We start from the raw sequence: 18,036 nt of genomic DNA, 5'->3' as shown, positions 1-18,036 counted from the left end.
ATGGGCCCTGGCAGGGGTAGCAGGCGCCGTGCCTTGGTCGTCCAGCCCGGGGCGCCGCCTGCTGCGGCCGCAAAGACTCGGCCACGAGGGTCACAGGCGAGCTTGCAGATCGTCGGCCAGCGAACGGACCAGGTCGGTCGTCTCATCGATCCACTCGCCTTCAAGGTCAGAGCGCGGCTCATACGCGCCGAAGGCGGTCACCACGAGCACCGCCGGGCCGGTCCGGACGATGTGCAGTTGGTCGACACCGAGCTGTGGCACGGCATCCGTGGCGTAGCGAGTTACCACGACCAGACTGTCATCGCCCAGCGACGTGCGCCCGAGGCTGTGCCCGGCCACCGACCCACTGTCGCGTTCCTCCTGCGGACACTCGGCTACGGCGTCGGCAACCTGTGCGAGCGCCACGTCCGCCTCGCGGGTGTTTGCGTACAGATGGACCAGGCGGAACTGTTCAAGCTCAGGAGCTGCGTATCGCACGCCCAGCCGGTCGATCGGTACGATATCGACCGGGAAACCAGGCACACCGCACGGCGCGAACTCGCGGATCTCGACATCCGCAGCTGGACCTTGCTGTTCGCCGTCGCTTCCGTAATCGGGCAAGTCCCGGTCGATCGGGAAATCCGAGGGGATCGCCGTCGGAAATGTGGACGGATCGGCCGTCGGCGACGACGGGGACGGGACGACCGTCGGTGATGGCGACTGGTCAGCGGGTTGCACGGACGAGCTCCGCGGCTCTCCGATCACCGCGTATCCGCCGCCGACGAACGCGACGATCACCGCGACGGCTGCCGCGGCGCCAGCCGTGGCACGCCGTCGATGCCGGCGCGCGCCACGAGCCCGGACCTGCTGACCTGGGAGTCTCGACGCCGCACGGCCCGCGGCGTCGGCCAGCGAGCGCAGCTGTTCCAGCGCCTCATTAGAGGTGTTCTCAGGCATCACGGGTCTCCTTCGCTTCGCCGTCGCCGAGCAGCACCGCCAGCGCCGCACGCCCGCGTGACAGGCGCGCCTTGACCGTGCCTGCCGGAGCTCCAGTCTCGGCGGCCACCTCCTCCACCGACATGTCACACAGGTGGTGCAACACGATCGCGCGACGCTGCTCTTCGGGTATCCGTCTCAAGGCCGCAGTCAGGGCCGCATGCTCTACGTCGGGTTCCTGCGGCGGCGCCGGCAATCTCGATCGGTCCGTTAGCGCGACGGACCTTCGGATCTTCCGCCAGCGGCTGACTGCCAGCCGCCACGCGACGGTCCGCACCCAGGCCTCGGGCGAGCGGGCACGATCTAGCTGGCGTCGGTGATCCCACGCCCGGATGAACGCCTCCTGGACACAGTCCTGGGCCTCGGTCAGATCTCCGCACATCGCATAGATCTGACCGACGACGCGTGGAAAGGACGCACTGTAGAAGGTGTCGAACGCCGCAGGATCCACAACCGGCCTCCGTTCACGTGACGCATCTCATCCGTACTACGCCTGGCCGGCTTCTCCGGTTGCATCCGGCGTTGATGCCGAGACGACTCGGAGGACGCGCCTCCCTCTACATCGACGACGGGTACAGGCCGGCGGATGAGTGCACGCGCCACAACACCACGGGCACGCCGGCCAGAACCGACGCGATCATGGCCGGACCGTAGCCGGGCAGGAACCTCCGCAGAACCTCAATCCTTCGGAGCCGCGGCACGGCGGAACTCATCGCGCGGCATGCGCATCCGCCCGAGCGTCACCACCTCGCGACGGAACAGCAACGCCATCGTCCAGTCGACGAGCACGCGAGCCTTGCGGTTGAACGTCGGCATCTTGCTCATGTGGTACGTCCGGTGCATGAACCAGGCGGGGAAACCCTTGACCTTGACGCCGTACACGTGCGCGACGCCGCGGTAGAGGCCGAGGCTCGCGACCGAGCCCACGTATTTGTGCCGGTACTCCTTGGGCTGCTCGCCGTTCAGCGTGGCCACGATGTTCTTCGCCAGCAGCTTCGCCTGGCGAACCGCGTGCTGCGCGTTCGGCGCGCAGACGGCGTCCGGGTCGTCGGCGGTCAGGTCCGGGACGGCGGCGTTGTCGCCGGCAGCCCACGCGTCGTCGGTCCCGGCGACCCGCATATCGGCGGTGCAGGTGACCCGGCCGCGCCCGTCGAGCGGGAGGTCGCTGTCGGCCAGCACCGGGTTGGCCTTGACGCCGGCGGTCCAGACGATCGTGTTGGAGTCGAACGGTTTGCCCTTCGACAGCACCACGTGTCCGTTCTCGCACGAATTGAGGAAGGTCTTCAGTCTGATCTCGACGCCGCGGTTGCTGAGCTCCTCGACCGCGTAGACGCCCATCTCGTCGCCGACCTCGGGCAGGATCCGCTCCGCCGCGTCTACCAGCACCCAGCGCATGTCGCCCTTGCCGATCCGGGGGTAGTACCGGCGGGCGTACTGCGCCATGTTCTCCAGCTCACCCAACGCCTCCGCACCGGCGAAACCGCCACCCACCACGACGAACGTCAACGCGCGCCGTCGGACCTCTTCGTCGGTGGTGGAGGCCGCGATGTCGAACTGCTCGAGCACGTGGTTACGCAGTGCGATGGCTTCCTCGACCTGTTTGAACCCGATGCCGCAGTCGGCCAGGCCGGGAATCGGCAGCGTGCGCGCGATCGATCCGAGCGCGACGACCAGAATGTCGTAGTCGATGTCGTAGGGCTCGCCGGCCTCCGGCTCGACCGTGACCTTCCGGTCTTGATGCGCGATCGAGGCCACCCGGCCGGTGATGATGTTGCACCGGCGCAGCACCTTGCGGAGCGGGACGACGACGTGCCGCGGCTCCAGCGCACCGGCTGCCGCCTCGGGGAGGAACGGCTGGTACGTCATGTAGGAGCGCGGGTCGACGACGGTGACCGTGGCCTGCCCGTTGCGTAGCTTCTTCTGCAGGCCGAGTGCCGTGTACATGCCGACATACCCGCCGCCCAGAATGAGAATGTGCGGAGCCTTGTGCTGGGTGTTCACGCCTTCACCTCACGTCCGTTCGTCATCAGGCTCGATTCGGCGCGCCATTGCTGTCCGCTGTCCGTGCGTTCCCGCTCCTTCGTTCCTGTTCCCCGTCGCCCGAATCGGTACGCCATCGAGACGTCGAATCTTCTCACGAGGAAGCCGGGTGACGCGCGGGACGTCTCTCGGCTCGTATGAGTCATTCTATCGACTTTGTGAATGCATTCACAAGCTCATGTGACCAACGCCGCCACCGAAAGAGACGAACGCCTCTTGCCCCGCCTCAATGATCATCGACGGTGAGACCGACCATCATCGATCCCACCGTCGGTGATCACAGGAGGGAAAGATGGTCAGCGGTGCAGGGCTTTGCGGGCGAACCAGTTGCCGAGCAGCTGGGCGAGCTGGACGATCGCGATGATCACCAGGACCGTCACGAACGTGACCTCCCAGTTGAACCGCTGATATCCGTACACGATCGCAAAGTTGCCCAGACCCCCGCCGCCGACGTACCCGGCCAGCGCCGACATGTCGATGATGCCGATCAGCAGGAACGTGTACCCGAGGATCAGCGGAGCGAGCGCCTCCGGGATGAGCACCGTGACGATGATCCGCAGCCGGGAGGCCCCCATCGCCCGCGCCGCCTCGATCACGCCCGGATCCGTGGCCACCAGGTTCTGTTCCACGATCCGCGCCGTCACGAACGCCGCCATGATCGACATCGCGAAGATGACCGCGTTGTTCCCGATCGTCGTCCCGATGGTCGCCAGCGTGAGAGGCCCCACCGCGGTGATGAAGATGATGAACGGGATCGGCCGGACGATGTTGACCGCGACGTTCAGGACCGTGAAGACGACCGCGTTCTGCAGGAGGTTGCCCTTGCGCGTCGCGTAGAGCAGCACGCCGAAGACGAGGCCGAGGAAGCCACCGACACCGATGGTGATGGACACCATGTACAGGGTCTCGCGGACCGACTCCAGCAGGATCGGCCCGAGCGTGGACCAGTCGCGGTTCATCGGGGCCCTCCGTGTCGTCGGATGGCATCCATGGCGAAGCCGTACGGATCCGCGTCCGGCTCGTCGCCCTCACCTGTGGACGCCTCGGGCGGACTGCCGCCGACGACGTCCGCCGTCGTCCGGTCACTCGGCGCGTCGCCGATACCCAGATCGTGGACGTCGGTGGCCCGGCGCAGGTCGGCGATCAGCGCGTCGATCGCCGCGTCGTCGCCGGTGAGTTCGACGGTGAGGCTGCCGAACGGCCGCTCGTCGATCTCGGTGATGCCGCCGAAGACGATCGTGCCGTCCACCCCATGCCGGCGCAGCGCGGCGAGCACGTCGACGCCGGATCCGCCGGAACCGCCGACGCCGTCGACACGGGAATCGCCGGTGCCGTAGCCGTCGCCCTCCCGGACGGTCACCGTGATCATCCGGCCCGGATGGCGGTGCCGCAGCCGGTCGAGCACGTCCGGGCTGGGCCGGTCCTGCAACGTCGACGCGACGAACCGCTGGGTGGCGCGTTCACGCGGCGCGGCGAACACGTCGTAAGCCCGGCCGTGCTCAATCACCTTTCCGTGTTCCATCACCGCGACGCGATGCGCGATCGAGCGCACCACGTCCATCTCATGGGTGATCACCACGATGGTGACGCCCAGCTCGCGATTGACCCGCCGCAGCAGCGCGAGCACATCCTGCGTGGTGTCCGGATCCAGCGCGCTCGTCGCCTCGTCGGCGAGCAGGATAGACGGCGACGTCGCCAGCGCCCGCGCGATGCCGACCCGCTGCTTCTGCCCGCCCGAGAGCTTCGCCGGGTAGCTGCGCGCCTTGTCCGTCAGCCCGACGAACTCCAGCAGCTCCCCGACGCGCCGCCTGCGGTCCTGCTTCGACCATCCGGCCACCTTCAACGGGTAGCCCACGTTGCCCGCGACGGTCCGCGAGTTCATCAGGTTGAACTGCTGGAAGATCATCCCGATGCCGGCCCTGACCTTCCGCAGTTCAGCCTCCCGGAGCGTGGTGACATCCTGGCCGTCGACGATCACCTGTCCCGACGTCGCCGTCTCCAGCGCATTGATCAGCCGGACCAGGGTGCTCTTACCCGCACCCGAGTAACCGATCACGCCGAAGATCTCACCACGGGCGATGTCCAGCGTGACCGAGTCGACAGCGCGCACGGCGTCCGGCCCGCCGCCGAACACCTTGGTGGCGTCGCGAAAGCTGATCACCGACGTCATCTGCCGCGCCTCAGCCCTGCGCCGCCAGATTGCCCTCGATCTCGTCGAGGATGCCCTGCAGTTCGTCGGCGGGGTTGTCGGTGAACACGGCGGTACCGCCGGAGGCTTGGCTGGACGCCTCCTCCACCTCGGCGGTGTGGTACAGCTCCACCAGCCGCTGGAAGGTCTCGTTGTCCTCCTCACCGGAGCGCGCCACCCACACGTTGATGTACGGGCGGGCCGCCGGGCTGTCCGCCTGGTCCTGGTAGAGCGCATCCTCGGGCTCCAGACCGGCGTCGGCGACGAAGTCGTTGTTGATGATCGACGCATCGACGCTGTTCAGCGCGACCGCGGTCTGCTCCGCGGCGACCGGCGTGACGGTGACCTTCGACTCCTCCGCCACGATGTCCGACGGCAGCGAGGTCGAGTCGCCGCCGTTCTCCAGCGTGAGCAGCCCGGCGTCCTGCAGCACCAGCAACGCGCGAGCCTGGTTGGTCTCATCGTTCGGAATGGCGATCTCGGCGCCCTCGGGGATGTCCTCGAGCGACGCGTGCTCCTTGGAGTACAGCGCCAGCGGGTAGATCGCGGTGGCGCCGATCGGCGTGAGATCGTCGTCGTTGGCCACGTTGTACGCGGCCAGGTACTGCAGATGCTGGAACTGGTTGAGGTCGAGCTGCCCCTGGGAGAGTGCCGGGTTGGGCTGCGTGTAGTCGGTGAAGTTGACCAGCTCGACGTCGATCCCCTCCTCGGCGGCGAGATCGGTGAAGATCTTCCAGTAATCCTCGCTGGCACCGACGACGCCGATCTTGATCGGGTCGCCGCTCTCGCCGGAGGCGACGGCGGTGTCGCCGTCGCCTCCGCAGGCCGTCAGCAGGCTGAGCGCGGCAAGCCCGGCCAGCAGTCCGCCGATGCGAGCGGCCGCGGAATGGCGACCGCGCGGGCGGTCCCCGCCGGACGTGCGGCGGGCGGTGGATGTGAAGCGGAACATGAGCGGTTTCCTCTCATACCTGGGCACGTCAGGTAGCCCTGACGCCACGGTTGGACAGATGTGATCATTGGGACTTCAGATGGAATCGCGGGATACGCGCCGCGCCGGGTGGAACGCGCGACATACAACCCAGCGACGACGGAGCCGGCGGCTCACCCCAACGCCGGTGCCACGAATCGTGGTCGATGACGCGATGCCCGCATACGCCGGTGCGAGCCACGCCCGCACTCGACCGCGCCTGGCGAGGCCGGTGGCCACCACAACGCACTGAGCAACGGGTCAGGCTCGGCGATCCTCGCCGAGTTCGAACGCCCCGGGCCGACGCCGCGCCGTCACATGCAACAGCGGCGCATGCTCGTCCCACACATGGACATGCCGCAGCAGTGAGCTGACGGCATGGTCCGGGCGGCGTCGAACTGGGCGCGAGACATAAGCCTCATCATGGGCACTGGACCTCTGGTCTTCAAATCGATGAGCGCATCATCTTACATTCTGGACGAAAAGTGACCATATAGCGAGACATCCCTGTTCGCAGGTGCCCGACAGGCACCTCAACAGCCCCATGTAGAGAAGCTCACCGCGGACACCTGGCCCCAATGTGCCATCTCACCAGGGCATTCAACGCTCGGAATGTGACTCGGAGCACACGTGAGCCCCATCACCTCCGCCCCATGATCATGAACATTAACCGTGCTATTTCCACGGTTAATGTTCATGATCATGGGGACGGTGACGCTTAATTGACCGTTCGTTCCAATTACGCTAGGGTCTGAACCATGGCACGGACCAAGGAGTTCGACCCCGACGCCGCGCTGGCCCGCGCGCTGGAGCTGTTCTGGGAGCGAGGCTATGAGGCGACGTCCATGGCCGACCTCGTCGAACACCTCGAGATCGGCCGCGCCAGTCTCTACGCCACCTTCGACAGCAAACACGAGCTATACCTCAAGGCGCTCCGTCGCTACCTGGAAACCAGGGACCCGGATCCGATCGCCTTGCTCTCCCAGCCCGGGCCCGCACTACCCGCGGTGCGAACACTGGTGGAGAGCTACGTGGCGGAGTCCATCAACGACGAGCGGCATCGCGGCTGCATGATCGTGAATGCCGCCGCCGAGCTCATGCCGCACGATCACCAGGTCGCTCAGCACGTCGAGACCTCCTGGAGTGCCCTCGAAGCCGCCCTGACCGGAGCTCTCACACGTGCCCGGGCACAGGACGAGATCGGCCCCGATGCCGACCCCATCGCCACGGCCCGGTTCCTGGTCGTCTTCCTCCAGGGTGTGCGCCTGGTCGGGAAGGGCCCGATGGGCGCCGCACGCCTGCGCGACGCCGCCGACCAGGCGCTGTCCATGCTGACCTGACCCGCACCCGGACGCCTCAACACGCCGGCCCTCTCCAGCTCCCCGCTCCAGCCGCCCGCTCCATCTCCCCGCTCCGCTCCCGGTCACCGCAACTCCGCCCACCGCGGCGCACCACCCGCCCCGACGCGCCCACACAAGGGATTCGCATGAGCCAATTATTGACTGTTCAGTCCAAAATTAGTCGGCAGTTCGTTCTCCTCGGCACCGCGCAGGCCGGGCTCATCGCGGCGATCACGCTCATCACTGTTCCGCTGCCCGCGATCCAGCGCGAGTTCGGTGTCTCCGCCCCCGACCTCGCGCTGCTGACCGCCGCGTACGGGCTCTCCTTCGGCGGATTACTCCTGGTCGGTGGGCGGCTGGCCGACCACATCGGGGCGCGGCGCATGTTCGTCGTCGGCATGGCCGTGTTCGGGATCAGCTCTATGCTCGGCGCGGTGGCACCGCACTACGAGGTGCTGCTCGCCGCCCGCTTCGCCCAGGGCATCGGCGCGGCACTCGTCGCGCCCGCGGCGGTCGCCCTGCTCTACCGGCTCTATCCCGACGCCCGGGAGCGGGCACGGGTGCTCGCCGTGTGGGGCACGCTCTCCGTCGCCGGAGCGGTGTCCGGCAGCGTCGTCTCCGGCCTGATCGCCGCCGTGACCTCCTGGCGCTGGACGTTCGCCATTCCCATCGCCGTCGCCGCTGTCACCCTCGCGGGCGTACGGCGTCTTCCGGCTGCCGCACCCGTACGCGGCACCCGGCTCCGGTTGCTTGATGGTGCGCTGGTCACCGCCGGTCTGGTCACCCTCAGCCACGGCGTGCTGGACGAGGCGCCGGTGACGGTGGCACTGGGGCTGGCCGTGCTGGCCGGGTTCGTCCTGCGCCAGGCCCGCGGCGTCGAGCCGTTGCTCCCGCTGGGGCTGGTCACACACCGCGGCCGCACCACCGCCCTGCTGGTGATCTGGCTGACGGCGGCGGCCAGCACCGCGGCGCAGTTCTTCCTCAGCCTCTATTTCCAGCAGATCCACGGCTGGTCGCAGTCCGTGACCAGCGCCGCGTTCCTGCCGTTCCTGCTGGTGATCGTGATGGGCCCGGTCAGTTCCCGACTGACCCGGCGACATGGGGCGCGCCAGGTCACGACCGTCGGACTCCTGCTAGTCGCCGCCTCGATGGCGCTGCTGGCGTTCATCGACGTCGACTCGGAGTATCCGGGCGGCATCCTCGTCGCACTGCTGCTCTTCCCCCTCGGCGCCGGAATGGCGTTCGCCGGCGCGACCGTCACCGCGTTCACCGACGTCTCCGCCGAACACAGCGGGGTCGCGGGCGGCGTCGTCAACACGTCGATGGAGGTCGGGCCCACTGTAGGCCTGGCTCTCCTGCTGGCGCTCTCGTCGGCCCGCACCGACTCGTTGGCCGTCGACGGCGTCACTACCGCCGCGGCCGCCACCGGCGGCTATGCCGCCGCCTTCGCCGCCACCGCCGGGGCGTTCCTCGTCACGGCGGCGGTTGTCCAGTTCACCGTCAGAAAGGATGCATCACGATGACCGACAGCGACATCACCGTCACCCGGGCCACCGCCGCTACCGGCTCCGGCTCCGGCACGACTCCGGCCGTGTCCGGGAGCTCCCGGGCGCATACCGAGCACACGCCCCGATTCGATGGCCGGACCGCGATCGTCACCGGTGCCGGGTCCGGGATCGGGCGCGGCGTCGCCCGGGCCTTCGCACGCGCGGGCGCGACCGTCGTCGTCGCCGGTCGCAGTCCGGACACATTGGAACAGACGGTGAAGCTCATCGAGCAGGACGGGGGTAACGGCCTCGCCGTCCCGACCGATGTCACCGTCGACGACGAGGTGCGCCGCCTCGTCGCCGTCACGGTCGAGCGGTTCGGCAGGCTGGACGTCGCGGTCAACAACGCCGGTGTGCTCGCGGGCGGCCCGATCGCCGAGTTGGGCGCCGAGGACTGGGCCCGGATGCTCGAGGTGAACGTCACCGGCGTCTTCCTGGCCATGAAGCATGAGATCGCCGCCATGCGCGCGGCCGGAGGCGGAGCCATCGTCAACATCGGCTCCAACCTCGGTGCGCATACGCAGGCGCCCGGGGTGGGCGCCTACGGGGCCACCAAGGCCGCGGTCAGCGCGCTCAGCAAGGCCGCCGCGCTGGAGAACATCTCCGGCGGGATCCGCATCAACGTGGTCAGCCCCGGCGCCGTGGACGCTCCGATGTCGCTCCTGCCGGGCGAGACGCCGGAGCAGCGGGCCGAGCGGTTCGCCGCCATGATCCCGGTCGGCCGCATCGGCTCGCAGGACGAGATCGCCTCCACCGTGCTGTGGGCCGCGTCCGACGGTGCGGGCTACCTGGTCGGCCACGATCTGCTCGTCGACGGCGGCGCGTCGTTGTAGCGCATGTCTCAGGCGGCCGCCGCGCGGGCGAGCACGTCGTCGAGCATGTCGGCGGTGAGCCGGCCGGTGAAGGTGTTCTGCTGGCTGGGGTGATACGAACCGATCACGGTGATCGAACGCGGGTCACCCGCCACGGGCACCGTCCCGGCGGCGTTCTCGCCGGCGGCGTTCTCGCCGACGACGCTCTCGCCGACGACGCTCTCGCCCGGGCCCGTCGCCGCCTCGTCCGGGCGATACTCGAGCCGGACCTCGGCACCGTGACCGAACTTCGGCCGCGGCCGCGGCACCTCCACTCCGGCGCGGGCCAGCGTCCCCAGCGCGGCGGTCCAGGCGAACGAGCCGAGCGCCACCACCGCACGCAGTGTCGGCAGCACCAGAGCGACCTCCCGGTCGATCCAATGCGCGCACGTGTCCCGTTCGGCCGGGGACGGTTTGTTGTCCGGCGGGGCGCACCGCACGGCGGCGGCGATCCGGACACCGGCTAGGCGCAGCCCGTCGCCGGCGTGCTCGGACGTCGGCTGGTTCGCCAAGCCGACCCGGTGCAGCGCGGCGAACAGCCAGTCGCCGCTGCGATCACCGGTGAAAATGCGGCCGGTCCGATTGCCGCCGTTGGCCGCCGGCGCCAGGCCGACGACCATGACTCGCGGCTCCGGGTCACCCCAGCCTGGTGTCGGCCGGCCCCAGTAGGGCTGGCCCGCGAAGGAGCGTCGTTTGGTTGCGGCGACGTCCTCGCGCCATCGCACCAGACGGGGGCAGGCGCGGCATACCGACGAGCGCGCCGCGACCTCGGTCAGCGAGGCGCCGGCCGCCAGCTTGGCCACATCCTCCGGCCCTGCCGCCACCGGCGTGTCCGGGCCGGCCTCGTCGTCCGGCCAACCGGTGCCCGGCGGAACCGGGCTGGAGAACGCAACCCCGGTGACCGGGTGCGGCAACGGCTCCACTGGCGGATCTGGGCGATCCGCCGACGTGTTCGTATCTTCGACCGGCACGGCTCCCATTGTGCCCGGCGCCGCGGTAGACCCACGGTGGTAGATACCCGGCCGATGGGCCAAGGGGTTGAGCCGGTCATGACCGCCGAATACGATCATGGTCACTCACTCAGGCGAGGTGCTCGATGACACAGCCACCGGGAGCGTCCACGCGAAACCGCACCGTGCGGATGCCGCTCACGGTCGCGGCCACGCTGGCGTTCGTCGCGGTGGCGCTGGTGGCCACGATGATCACCGTCATCCTCATCACCTGGGGCGGTGACGACGAGCCCACAGTCGCCGAGGCGCCGGCAGACCCTGCGGACACGGCCGGTCCCGCGACCGCGTCGCCGACGGAGGCCGTCCCGGACGATGACACCGGCAGCGAGCCCACGCCTTCTCCGGCCACGGCGAATCCCGACGCCGACGCTCCCGGCAGCGGTGAGAGCGCACCGTCCGAGCTTGTCGCGGCGGAGATCGGCACGCCGCTGACCGGTGCCGAGTCGATCTCCGGAGTGGCGCTCGGCGAGCTCGACGGTTCGCTCGTCGCCGTCACCGTCGGTGCCAGCGCACCGACCGTGTGGAACCTGGAGACCGGCGAGCAGATCGGCGAGCCATTGTCGGGCTATCTGGGCGGGGCAGGCTCCATCGCCGTCGGCGACGTCGACGGCACGCTGTACGCCGCCACTGCCGGCACGGATAGCAAGAGTCCAGGCCTGTGGAACCTCCGCACCGGGGAACAGGTCAACGATCCCGTGTCGGGTGGGGTCTTGACCTTCCTCCAGGCGGTCGCCACCGCCGAAGTGGACGGCGTGCCGGTAGCTGTGACCGGCAGTGCCGGCGTGGACCGCACGGTGCGGATGTGGGATCTCGCCACCGGCGACCAGATCGGCGACGAGCTCGGTTCGCACAAGGACGATGTCGAAGCGGTCGCCACCGGTCTGATGGACGGCGTGCCGGTGGCGGTGACCACCGGAGACGACCGGCGGTTGCGCGTGTGGGACCTGTCGGCGCGCGAGCCCATCGGCGACCCGATCGACACCTGGCACCGAGAGTGGGTGCGGGCGGTGGCGATGGGCGACGTCGATGGCACCGCTGTCGCCGTCACCGGCAGCGACGACGGTGCCCTTCGGGTATTCGACCTTGCCGCCCTCGAACAGGTCGGCGACCCGCTGGAAGAGCACACCGGCCCCGTCCGGTCGGTCGCCGTGGGCGAGGTCGGCGGAGTTCCGATCGCCGTGTCGGCCGGCGAACAGGAGATCCGCGCGTGGGATCTGGAGAACCACGAGCAGATCGGCGATCCGTTCATCGCTCACCTCGGCAGCGTCAACGCCGTCGCCCTGGGTGAGCTCGACGGCGTCCCCATCGCGGTGTCGGCCGGTGAACACGGCGCCCTGCACCGTTGGGATCTGACACCGATCGGAGAGATCCGTTGACCGCCCCGCCGCCTCCGCAGCAGCCCCCGCCGCCTCCGCCGCCGGGGGAACAGCCACCGCCCCCACCGCCTGCCGAAGGCGGCCCGCGGATGGTCGATGTGCCGGTCTGGGCTCTGCTCACGTCCGCCGTGGTCATCCTGTTGACCGGTGTGCTCACGATCGTCGTCGTCGCCACCGACGGGGCCGACGACGGCACAGGCGGCGACACCACGACGGGTTTGCCGGCGCCGACCCCGGATCCGGTCGACGACGCCGCGGACGGGGCGCAGGACGCGTCACCGGAGGGGTCACCGGGGGAGCCAGCGCAGGAAACGCCGGCGGATACGCCGGAGGATGTGCCAGCGGATCCGCCGGATGAACCCGACGAGGACACTCGGCCTGCGTTCGGCACCCACCTCGACCATTTCCCGGGCCACGGCGGCCAGTTCGCCATCGTCCCGGACGAGCGCCCCTGGCTGCTGCACGCCAACGTCGACACCGACCTGGTGCCGTGGGATCCCGCGGAAGGCTTCGAGATCGGCGCGCCGCTCTCCGGCCACACCAGTGACGTGACCTCGATCGCGATCGGCGAACTAGACGGAACTCCGGTCGCCGTCTCCGGTGACTACGACGGAGCCGTCCGCCTGTGGGACCTCGGTGCGCGTGACCAGATCGGGGACCCGTTCAACGTGCACCCCGAGGGGGTCACCGCGGTCGCCGCCGGCGTGCTGGACGGGCGGGCCGTCGCGGTCTCGGCCGGGTTCGACGGACTCATCCGTGTCTGGGACATGGAGAGCCGGGACCAGGTGGGTTCGACGCTCAGCGGGCACGACGGCGCTGTCTACGCGGTCCAGCTCACCGACGTGGACGGCCGCACCGTAGCCGTCTCCGGCGGCGAGGACAGCACCGTGCGCAGGTGGGACCTCAGCAACGGGGAGCAGATCGGCGAGCCGCTGGCCGGTCATGCCGCCGAGGTGCTCACCGTCGCCGTCGGCGACCTGGACGGCCGGCCGATCGCCGTCACCGGAAGCACCGACCGCACGGTCCGCGTCTGGGATCTCACGGACGGCGAACCGGTCGGTACACCTCTGCAGGGCCACAGCGGAGCCGTGACAACGGTGGCCGTCGGCGAGGTGGACGGCGTGCCGCTCGCCGTCTCCGGCAGCGACGACGGTGACCGCTCCGTGCGGGCGTGGAACCTGGAAACGTTCCAGCACATCGGCGACGACCCGCTGACCAGCCACAGCTTTCCGGTGCGGACCGTGGCGTTGACCGAGCTCGACGGCGTCCCCGTGGTCGTGTCGGCCGGAATCGCGATGGAGGTCACCAGCGTCGCCGCGCCGTTCTGACCCCCCGAACCCGCTTGTTGAGCGCCAGTGTCGCCACACGGCCGACTTCAGGGCATGAAGCGGCACAGAAGCTCAACAAGCAAGGCGAAGGAGTGGCGCCAGATTGTGAAACATTTTCATCCAACGAGGGCTTTGCCTTTCCCTTGACTTGTCATTTTCGCTTCCGGCAGGATGATCGTCACCTTGCCCACACCGCTACCGCGACGCCGCGGTGCCCAGCGGCCGGTGTTCTGGAGGCCACATGCGACGATCCCGTCCTCGACGTCCATCCCTGACTGCACGTTCGACCACCCTTGCCGGACTGACCGTGCTTGCGGCGCTCGCCTCGGTCGCCGTTCTTCCCTCCGGCGCGACGCCCGGGCCCGACGGCGACGACCGGCAGCACCAGTACGAGGCCGCCGCCGAGGAGTACGGCGTGCCGGAATCGGTTCTGCTCGGCGTCTCCTACCTGCAGTCCCGGTGGGACGTGAACGGCGGCTCGCCCAGCACCAGCGGCGGTTTCGGACCGATGCACCTCACCGACGCCCAGTACGTCGCCGGATTGCCCGCCGGCGGCCACCACCACGGAACCGACGAAGACCCGCGCGGCGACGATGCCCGCGACACGCTGACCGTGACCCACCCCGACGTCGAGCCACCCGACGAGGAATCCCTGCAGACGCTCGACGCCGCGGCGACGCTCACCGGAGCGGCTGAGGCCGAGCTGCGCAGCGACCCGGCCGCCAACATCCGCGGTGGCGCCGCGCTGCTCGCCCGGTACCAGCGCGACCTGGGTGCGCCACTCGGCAGCGATACCGATCCGGCCGACTGGTACGGCGCCGTCGCCCGGTACAGCGGTGCGGACACCGCCGACGCTGCCCGGTTCTTCGCGGACGAGGTCTACGCCACCATCCGCGCCGGCGCCGAACGCGTCACCGACGACGGCCAGCTGGTCACCCTCGCCGCCCACCGTGGCCTGGAACCGGACCGCGCCTGGATCGAGGCCCTCGGGCTGGACGACACCGAGCGGCCGGACGAGATCGAGTGCCCGCGCGCGCTCTCCTGCGAGTGGCTCCCGGCTCCGTACGAGCTGCGCGGCGACGGCACCAACGTCAACAGCTACGGCAACCACGATCTGGGCAACCGGCCGGAGCAGCAGAAGATCGAGTACATCATCATCCACGACGCCGAGGGTTACTTCGGGCCGACCACCGAGCTGGCCCAGGACAAGAACTGGGTCAGCTGGCACTACACGCTGCGTTCCTCCGACGGGCACATCGCCCAGCACCTGGAGTCCAAGAACGTCGGCTGGCACGCGGGCAACTGGTTCGTCAACGCCAAGTCGATCGGCCTGGAACACGAGGGGTTCGCGGCGCAGGGCACCTGGTACACCGAGGCGATGTACCGGACGTCGGCCAAGCTGGTCCGTCACCTGGCCGAGAAGTTCGACATCCCGATCGACCGCGAGCACATCATCGGCCACGACAACATCCCCGGCATCACCCCCGCCTACGTCGCCGGGATGCACTGGGATCCGGGTCCGTACTGGGACTGGTCGCACTACTTCGACCTGCTCGGCGCTCCGGCCCGCTCGACCGGCACCCCGCGGACCGGTCTGGTCACCATCGATCCGGACTTCGCCGCCAACCGGCCGGCGTTCACCGGATGCGAGGAGCGTGGCGTGCCGTGCCCGGAGCGCGGCTCGTCGGCGGTGATCCTGCACAGCGAGCCGAGCCACGACGCTCCGCTGGTGACGGATATCGGTCTGCACCCGGACGGATCGCCGTCCACCATGCATATCTCCGACCACGGTGCACGTGCCTCGGCCGGGCAGACCTACGCCATCGCCGACCACGACGGCGATTGGACCGCGATCTGGTACCTGGGACAGAAGGCCTGGTTCTACAACCCGTCCGATGCGCCGGCGGCGGTGTGGTCCCGCGGCCTGGTCGTCACGCCGAAGGAAGGGCTCGACTCCGTGCCGGTTTACGGCCGCGCGTACCCGGAACCGGCCGCGTTCCCCGATGGCGTCCCAGTCCAGCCGATCGTGCCGCTGCAGTACGAACTCTCCGCCGGCGAACGCTACGCGGCGGGCCCGACGCTTCAGGGCGAGTACTACCGTGCCACCACGTATGACGGCTCGTCACCGGGCGACTGGACGGTGATCCGCGGCGACATGGAGTACATCCAGATCCAGTTCGGCCACCGGGTGATGTTCGTCGACGCCGACGACGTGGACGTCTTCCCGGCGAGCCGCAACGCTCCCCAGCCCTGACCACGAGGGCCGGCTTGTTGAGTGCCAGTGTCGTCAAACAGCCGATTTCGCGGCGCGATGCGACACTGGCGCTCAACAAGCACGGTAGCCGTCAGCGGACGTCAAGGGGACCGGTTCGGCTGCGTTCATGGCTCTCGGTCCTATCGTGCCGCCCGGGCCAGATCGGACAAGGCATCGAACTCCTCGCCGAATGCCGGGATCGCAATGTCGAATACCTCGGCGATGTGCTGCATCCACCCGTGCAGGAAATACACCCACCCGTCCTCGATTCGCAGCTGTCGTTCCTCCTGCTGGGCTCGGGCTTGGTCGAGGAAGACCAGGTCGCCGCGGTAGTTCAGCTCCCAGACCCGGCCCTGCTCCGGAAACCGGGCGGCGGCGGTGATCGGCGAGCCCGGTCCGTCCTTGCCGAGTCCGGTGGCGTTGACGACGAGCGACCCGGCCGGCAGCCGCCCGAGTGCCCGGTCGTTGTGCTCCAAGGTCGGAGCGAACACGTAGTCGAAGGGGGTGTGATTCGGCAATCGCGCGTGCACGGCATGTAAATGGTGGAGGCGTTCGGCCGACGTGTCGGTGACGGTGAAGCGCACCGGGCGGTCCGCGCCGCGCTCGGGCTGACTCAGGTACCAGCTGATGGCTGTGGTCGAGCCGCCCGCACCCATGCTGAGCACCTCGGCGCCGGTGTCCTTCCAGTATCCGGGCGGGATGAACGCGTCCAGCGCCAGCCCGCACGTGACCGGATCCTTCGCCTGAACGTGCAGCCCGCTCTCGGTCTTGGTCAGGCAGCTCGCCTCACCCATCATCCGCGCGTGCGCGTCCACCGTGTCGAACAGGTCGGCACACGCCCGGTACAGGTCGATCTTGTGCGTGGTGATCAGGGCGCCACGGCTGAGCTCATCGGATGCGATGAACTCCACCACCCGCCGGTACTGATCCGGGTCCGCGTGCAGCGGCAGATCGACGCCTTGCAGGTGTACATCGCCCAGCCCGAGATGCTCCGCCCAGCGGGGAAACACTCGCTGGATCGATGACCGGCCGGTGGTCACGCCGATGAAGTACAGCGTGGGACGGTCGGCGGGCCGCAGGGTCTGGCTGGTCATGGTCGGGACGGTCATCCGTTCGCTCCTCATTCCCGGTCTGCAACGACGGCGGCCACGGCCGCGGCGGCGTTCATGCCGAAGCGCTGGACGCCGGGCTGCTCCATCCGCTCGATGGTGTCGAGGTCACGGATGCCCCCTGCTCAGCCGGCGATGCTCCAGGCGATGCCGTCCAGGATGTCTCGCTCACTGACGAGGACCTCGCCGGCGCCGCTGCGCTCGACGACGCGCCGGAGGATCAGCGAGCCGGCGGCGATCACGTCCAGCCGGCCGGGATGGATCACCGGGATCGCGGCACGCTCCTCGTGCGACGCCGCCAGCAACCGGTCGCTGATCTCCGCAACCGCATCGGCCGGCATCCGGGCATGGTGCACCTTCGTGGAGTCGTACTCGGACAGCCCTAGCTGGATCGCGCCGATGGTCGTGATCGTCCCGGCGAGTCCCACCACGGTCCGGGCCTCTCGCAACGGAACGGTGCGCGCGGCCTCGTCCAGCGCCACGTCGATGTCGGCACGCGCGGCGGCGACCTGCTCTGCTGTCGGCGGATCGGCGGCGAAGTGACGCTCGGTGATCCGCACCGAGCCGATGTCCACGCTGCGTGCCGCCTCAAGTTCCGTCCGGCCGGAGACGAACTCCGTCGAGCCCCCGCCGATGTCGACCACCAGATACGGGTGCGGGTGTTCGCTTCCGAGCTCCCGGGTGGCGCCGGCGAAGGACAGCGCGGCCTCCTCGTCGCCGGAGACCACCTCCGGGTCGACGCCCAGAATGTCGCGGACCCCGTCGACGAACCGATGCGCGTTTGACGCGTCCCGGGTGGCGCTGGTGGCCACCATCCGGACCTGTTCGACGCCGAAACGCCGCACGATGTCGACGTACTCGTTCAACGCCGACATGGTGCGGTCCAGTGCCTCGTCGGCGAGCCGGCCGGTAGCGTCCACACCTTGCCCGAGGCGGACGATGCGCAGCCGGCGATCGAGGTCATGCTGCTGTCCGGCCTCGGCGTCGATCTCGGTGACCAGGAGCCGGATCGAGTTCGTCCCGCAGTCGACGGCCGCCACTCGGTTCACGC

15 protein-coding genes are annotated in these 18,036 nt (G+C 69.2%); 6 read left to right on the top strand and 9 right to left on the bottom strand.

What is annotated here, in order from left to right; all coding sequences use genetic code 11:
- Positions 1–90: 90 nt before the first annotated feature.
- From G1H10_RS06240 to G1H10_RS06215, 6 genes are all read right to left on the bottom strand, one after another.
- Positions 91–936 carry a hypothetical protein gene (locus G1H10_RS06240; RefSeq protein WP_163734210.1) on the bottom strand — a complete coding sequence of 282 codons (846 nt, stop codon included), beginning with the start codon at positions 934–936 and terminating at the stop codon, positions 91–93.
- Positions 929–1,426, bottom strand: a complete 498-nt coding sequence (locus G1H10_RS06235; RefSeq protein ID WP_163734208.1) for an RNA polymerase sigma factor — start codon at positions 1,424–1,426, stop codon at positions 929–931. Before G1H10_RS06235 ends, G1H10_RS06240 begins: the two co-directional genes overlap by 8 nt.
- A gap of 227 nt (positions 1,427–1,653) precedes the next feature.
- Positions 1,654–2,976: an NAD(P)/FAD-dependent oxidoreductase gene (locus G1H10_RS06230; protein WP_216852951.1), complete on the bottom strand. Its 1,323-nt coding sequence runs from the start codon at positions 2,974–2,976 to the stop codon at positions 1,654–1,656.
- A 335-nt stretch (positions 2,977–3,311) separates the two neighbouring features.
- Entirely contained in the window at positions 3,312–3,974 is a 663-nt protein-coding gene (locus G1H10_RS06225) for a methionine ABC transporter permease (RefSeq protein WP_163734205.1), read from the bottom strand.
- The gene (locus tag G1H10_RS06220; RefSeq protein WP_163734202.1) at positions 3,971–5,185 is read right to left on the bottom strand and encodes a methionine ABC transporter ATP-binding protein; all 1,215 of its coding nucleotides are present in this window, start codon (positions 5,183–5,185) and stop codon (positions 3,971–3,973) included. The genes G1H10_RS06225 and G1H10_RS06220 overlap by 4 nt, the downstream gene beginning before the upstream one ends.
- 10 nt (positions 5,186–5,195) lie before the next feature.
- Complete coding sequence (locus tag G1H10_RS06215) at positions 5,196–6,152, bottom strand: MetQ/NlpA family ABC transporter substrate-binding protein (protein WP_163734199.1); 957 nt, start codon at positions 6,150–6,152, stop codon at positions 5,196–5,198.
- Between the two features lie 776 nt (positions 6,153–6,928).
- Here G1H10_RS06215 and G1H10_RS06210 point away from each other — a divergent pair.
- The 3 genes from G1H10_RS06210 (at position 6,929) to G1H10_RS06200 (ending at position 9,890) form a co-directional block, all read left to right on the top strand.
- Positions 6,929–7,510, top strand: coding sequence for a TetR/AcrR family transcriptional regulator (locus tag G1H10_RS06210; RefSeq protein ID WP_163734197.1), 582 nt, complete (start codon positions 6,929–6,931; stop codon positions 7,508–7,510).
- Positions 7,511–7,656: 146 nt separating this feature from the next.
- Complete coding sequence (locus G1H10_RS06205; protein ID WP_163734194.1) at positions 7,657–9,033, top strand: MFS transporter; 1,377 nt, start codon at positions 7,657–7,659, stop codon at positions 9,031–9,033.
- Positions 9,030–9,890 (top strand): SDR family NAD(P)-dependent oxidoreductase, encoded by an 861-nt coding sequence (locus tag G1H10_RS06200; RefSeq protein WP_163734191.1) that lies wholly within the window; start codon positions 9,030–9,032, stop codon positions 9,888–9,890. Before G1H10_RS06205 ends, G1H10_RS06200 begins: the two co-directional genes overlap by 4 nt.
- Before the next feature lie 8 nt (positions 9,891–9,898).
- Here G1H10_RS06200 and G1H10_RS33835 read toward each other — a convergent pair whose 3' ends face one another.
- The gene (locus G1H10_RS33835) at positions 9,899–10,879 is read right to left on the bottom strand and encodes a uracil-DNA glycosylase (RefSeq protein WP_216852950.1); all 981 of its coding nucleotides are present in this window, start codon (positions 10,877–10,879) and stop codon (positions 9,899–9,901) included.
- A gap of 125 nt (positions 10,880–11,004) precedes the next feature.
- Here G1H10_RS33835 and G1H10_RS06190 point away from each other — a divergent pair, with 125 nt between their 5' ends.
- From G1H10_RS06190 to G1H10_RS06180, 3 genes are all read left to right on the top strand, one after another.
- On the top strand, positions 11,005–12,294 hold the full coding sequence (locus G1H10_RS06190) for a WD40 repeat domain-containing protein (RefSeq protein ID WP_163734188.1): 1,290 nt from the start codon (positions 11,005–11,007) through the stop codon (positions 12,292–12,294).
- 89 nt (positions 12,295–12,383) lie between these two features.
- Positions 12,384–13,622: a WD40 repeat domain-containing protein gene (locus tag G1H10_RS06185; protein ID WP_163734185.1), complete on the top strand. Its 1,239-nt coding sequence runs from the start codon at positions 12,384–12,386 to the stop codon at positions 13,620–13,622.
- Between the two features lie 241 nt (positions 13,623–13,863).
- The gene (locus G1H10_RS06180; RefSeq protein WP_163734183.1) at positions 13,864–15,876 is read left to right on the top strand and encodes an N-acetylmuramoyl-L-alanine amidase; all 2,013 of its coding nucleotides are present in this window, start codon (positions 13,864–13,866) and stop codon (positions 15,874–15,876) included.
- Positions 15,877–16,016: 140 nt separating this feature from the next.
- Here the strand turns inward: G1H10_RS06180 and G1H10_RS06175 are convergent, their stop codons facing one another.
- Entirely contained in the window at positions 16,017–16,985 is a 969-nt protein-coding gene (locus tag G1H10_RS06175) for a shikimate dehydrogenase family protein (protein ID WP_163734180.1), read from the bottom strand.
- A gap of 125 nt (positions 16,986–17,110) precedes the next feature.
- Positions 17,111–18,034 carry a Ppx/GppA phosphatase family protein gene (locus tag G1H10_RS06170; RefSeq protein WP_163734177.1) on the bottom strand — a complete coding sequence of 308 codons (924 nt, stop codon included), beginning with the start codon at positions 18,032–18,034 and terminating at the stop codon, positions 17,111–17,113.
- Positions 18,035–18,036: the final 2 nt, after the last annotated feature.

Origin of the sequence: Phytoactinopolyspora halotolerans (assembly GCF_010550675.1) — a bacterium.
GTDB classification, from domain to species: Bacteria; Actinomycetota; Actinomycetes; order Jiangellales; family Jiangellaceae; genus Phytoactinopolyspora; species Phytoactinopolyspora halotolerans.
This window is presented reverse-complemented; position numbering and strand designations above follow the sequence as displayed.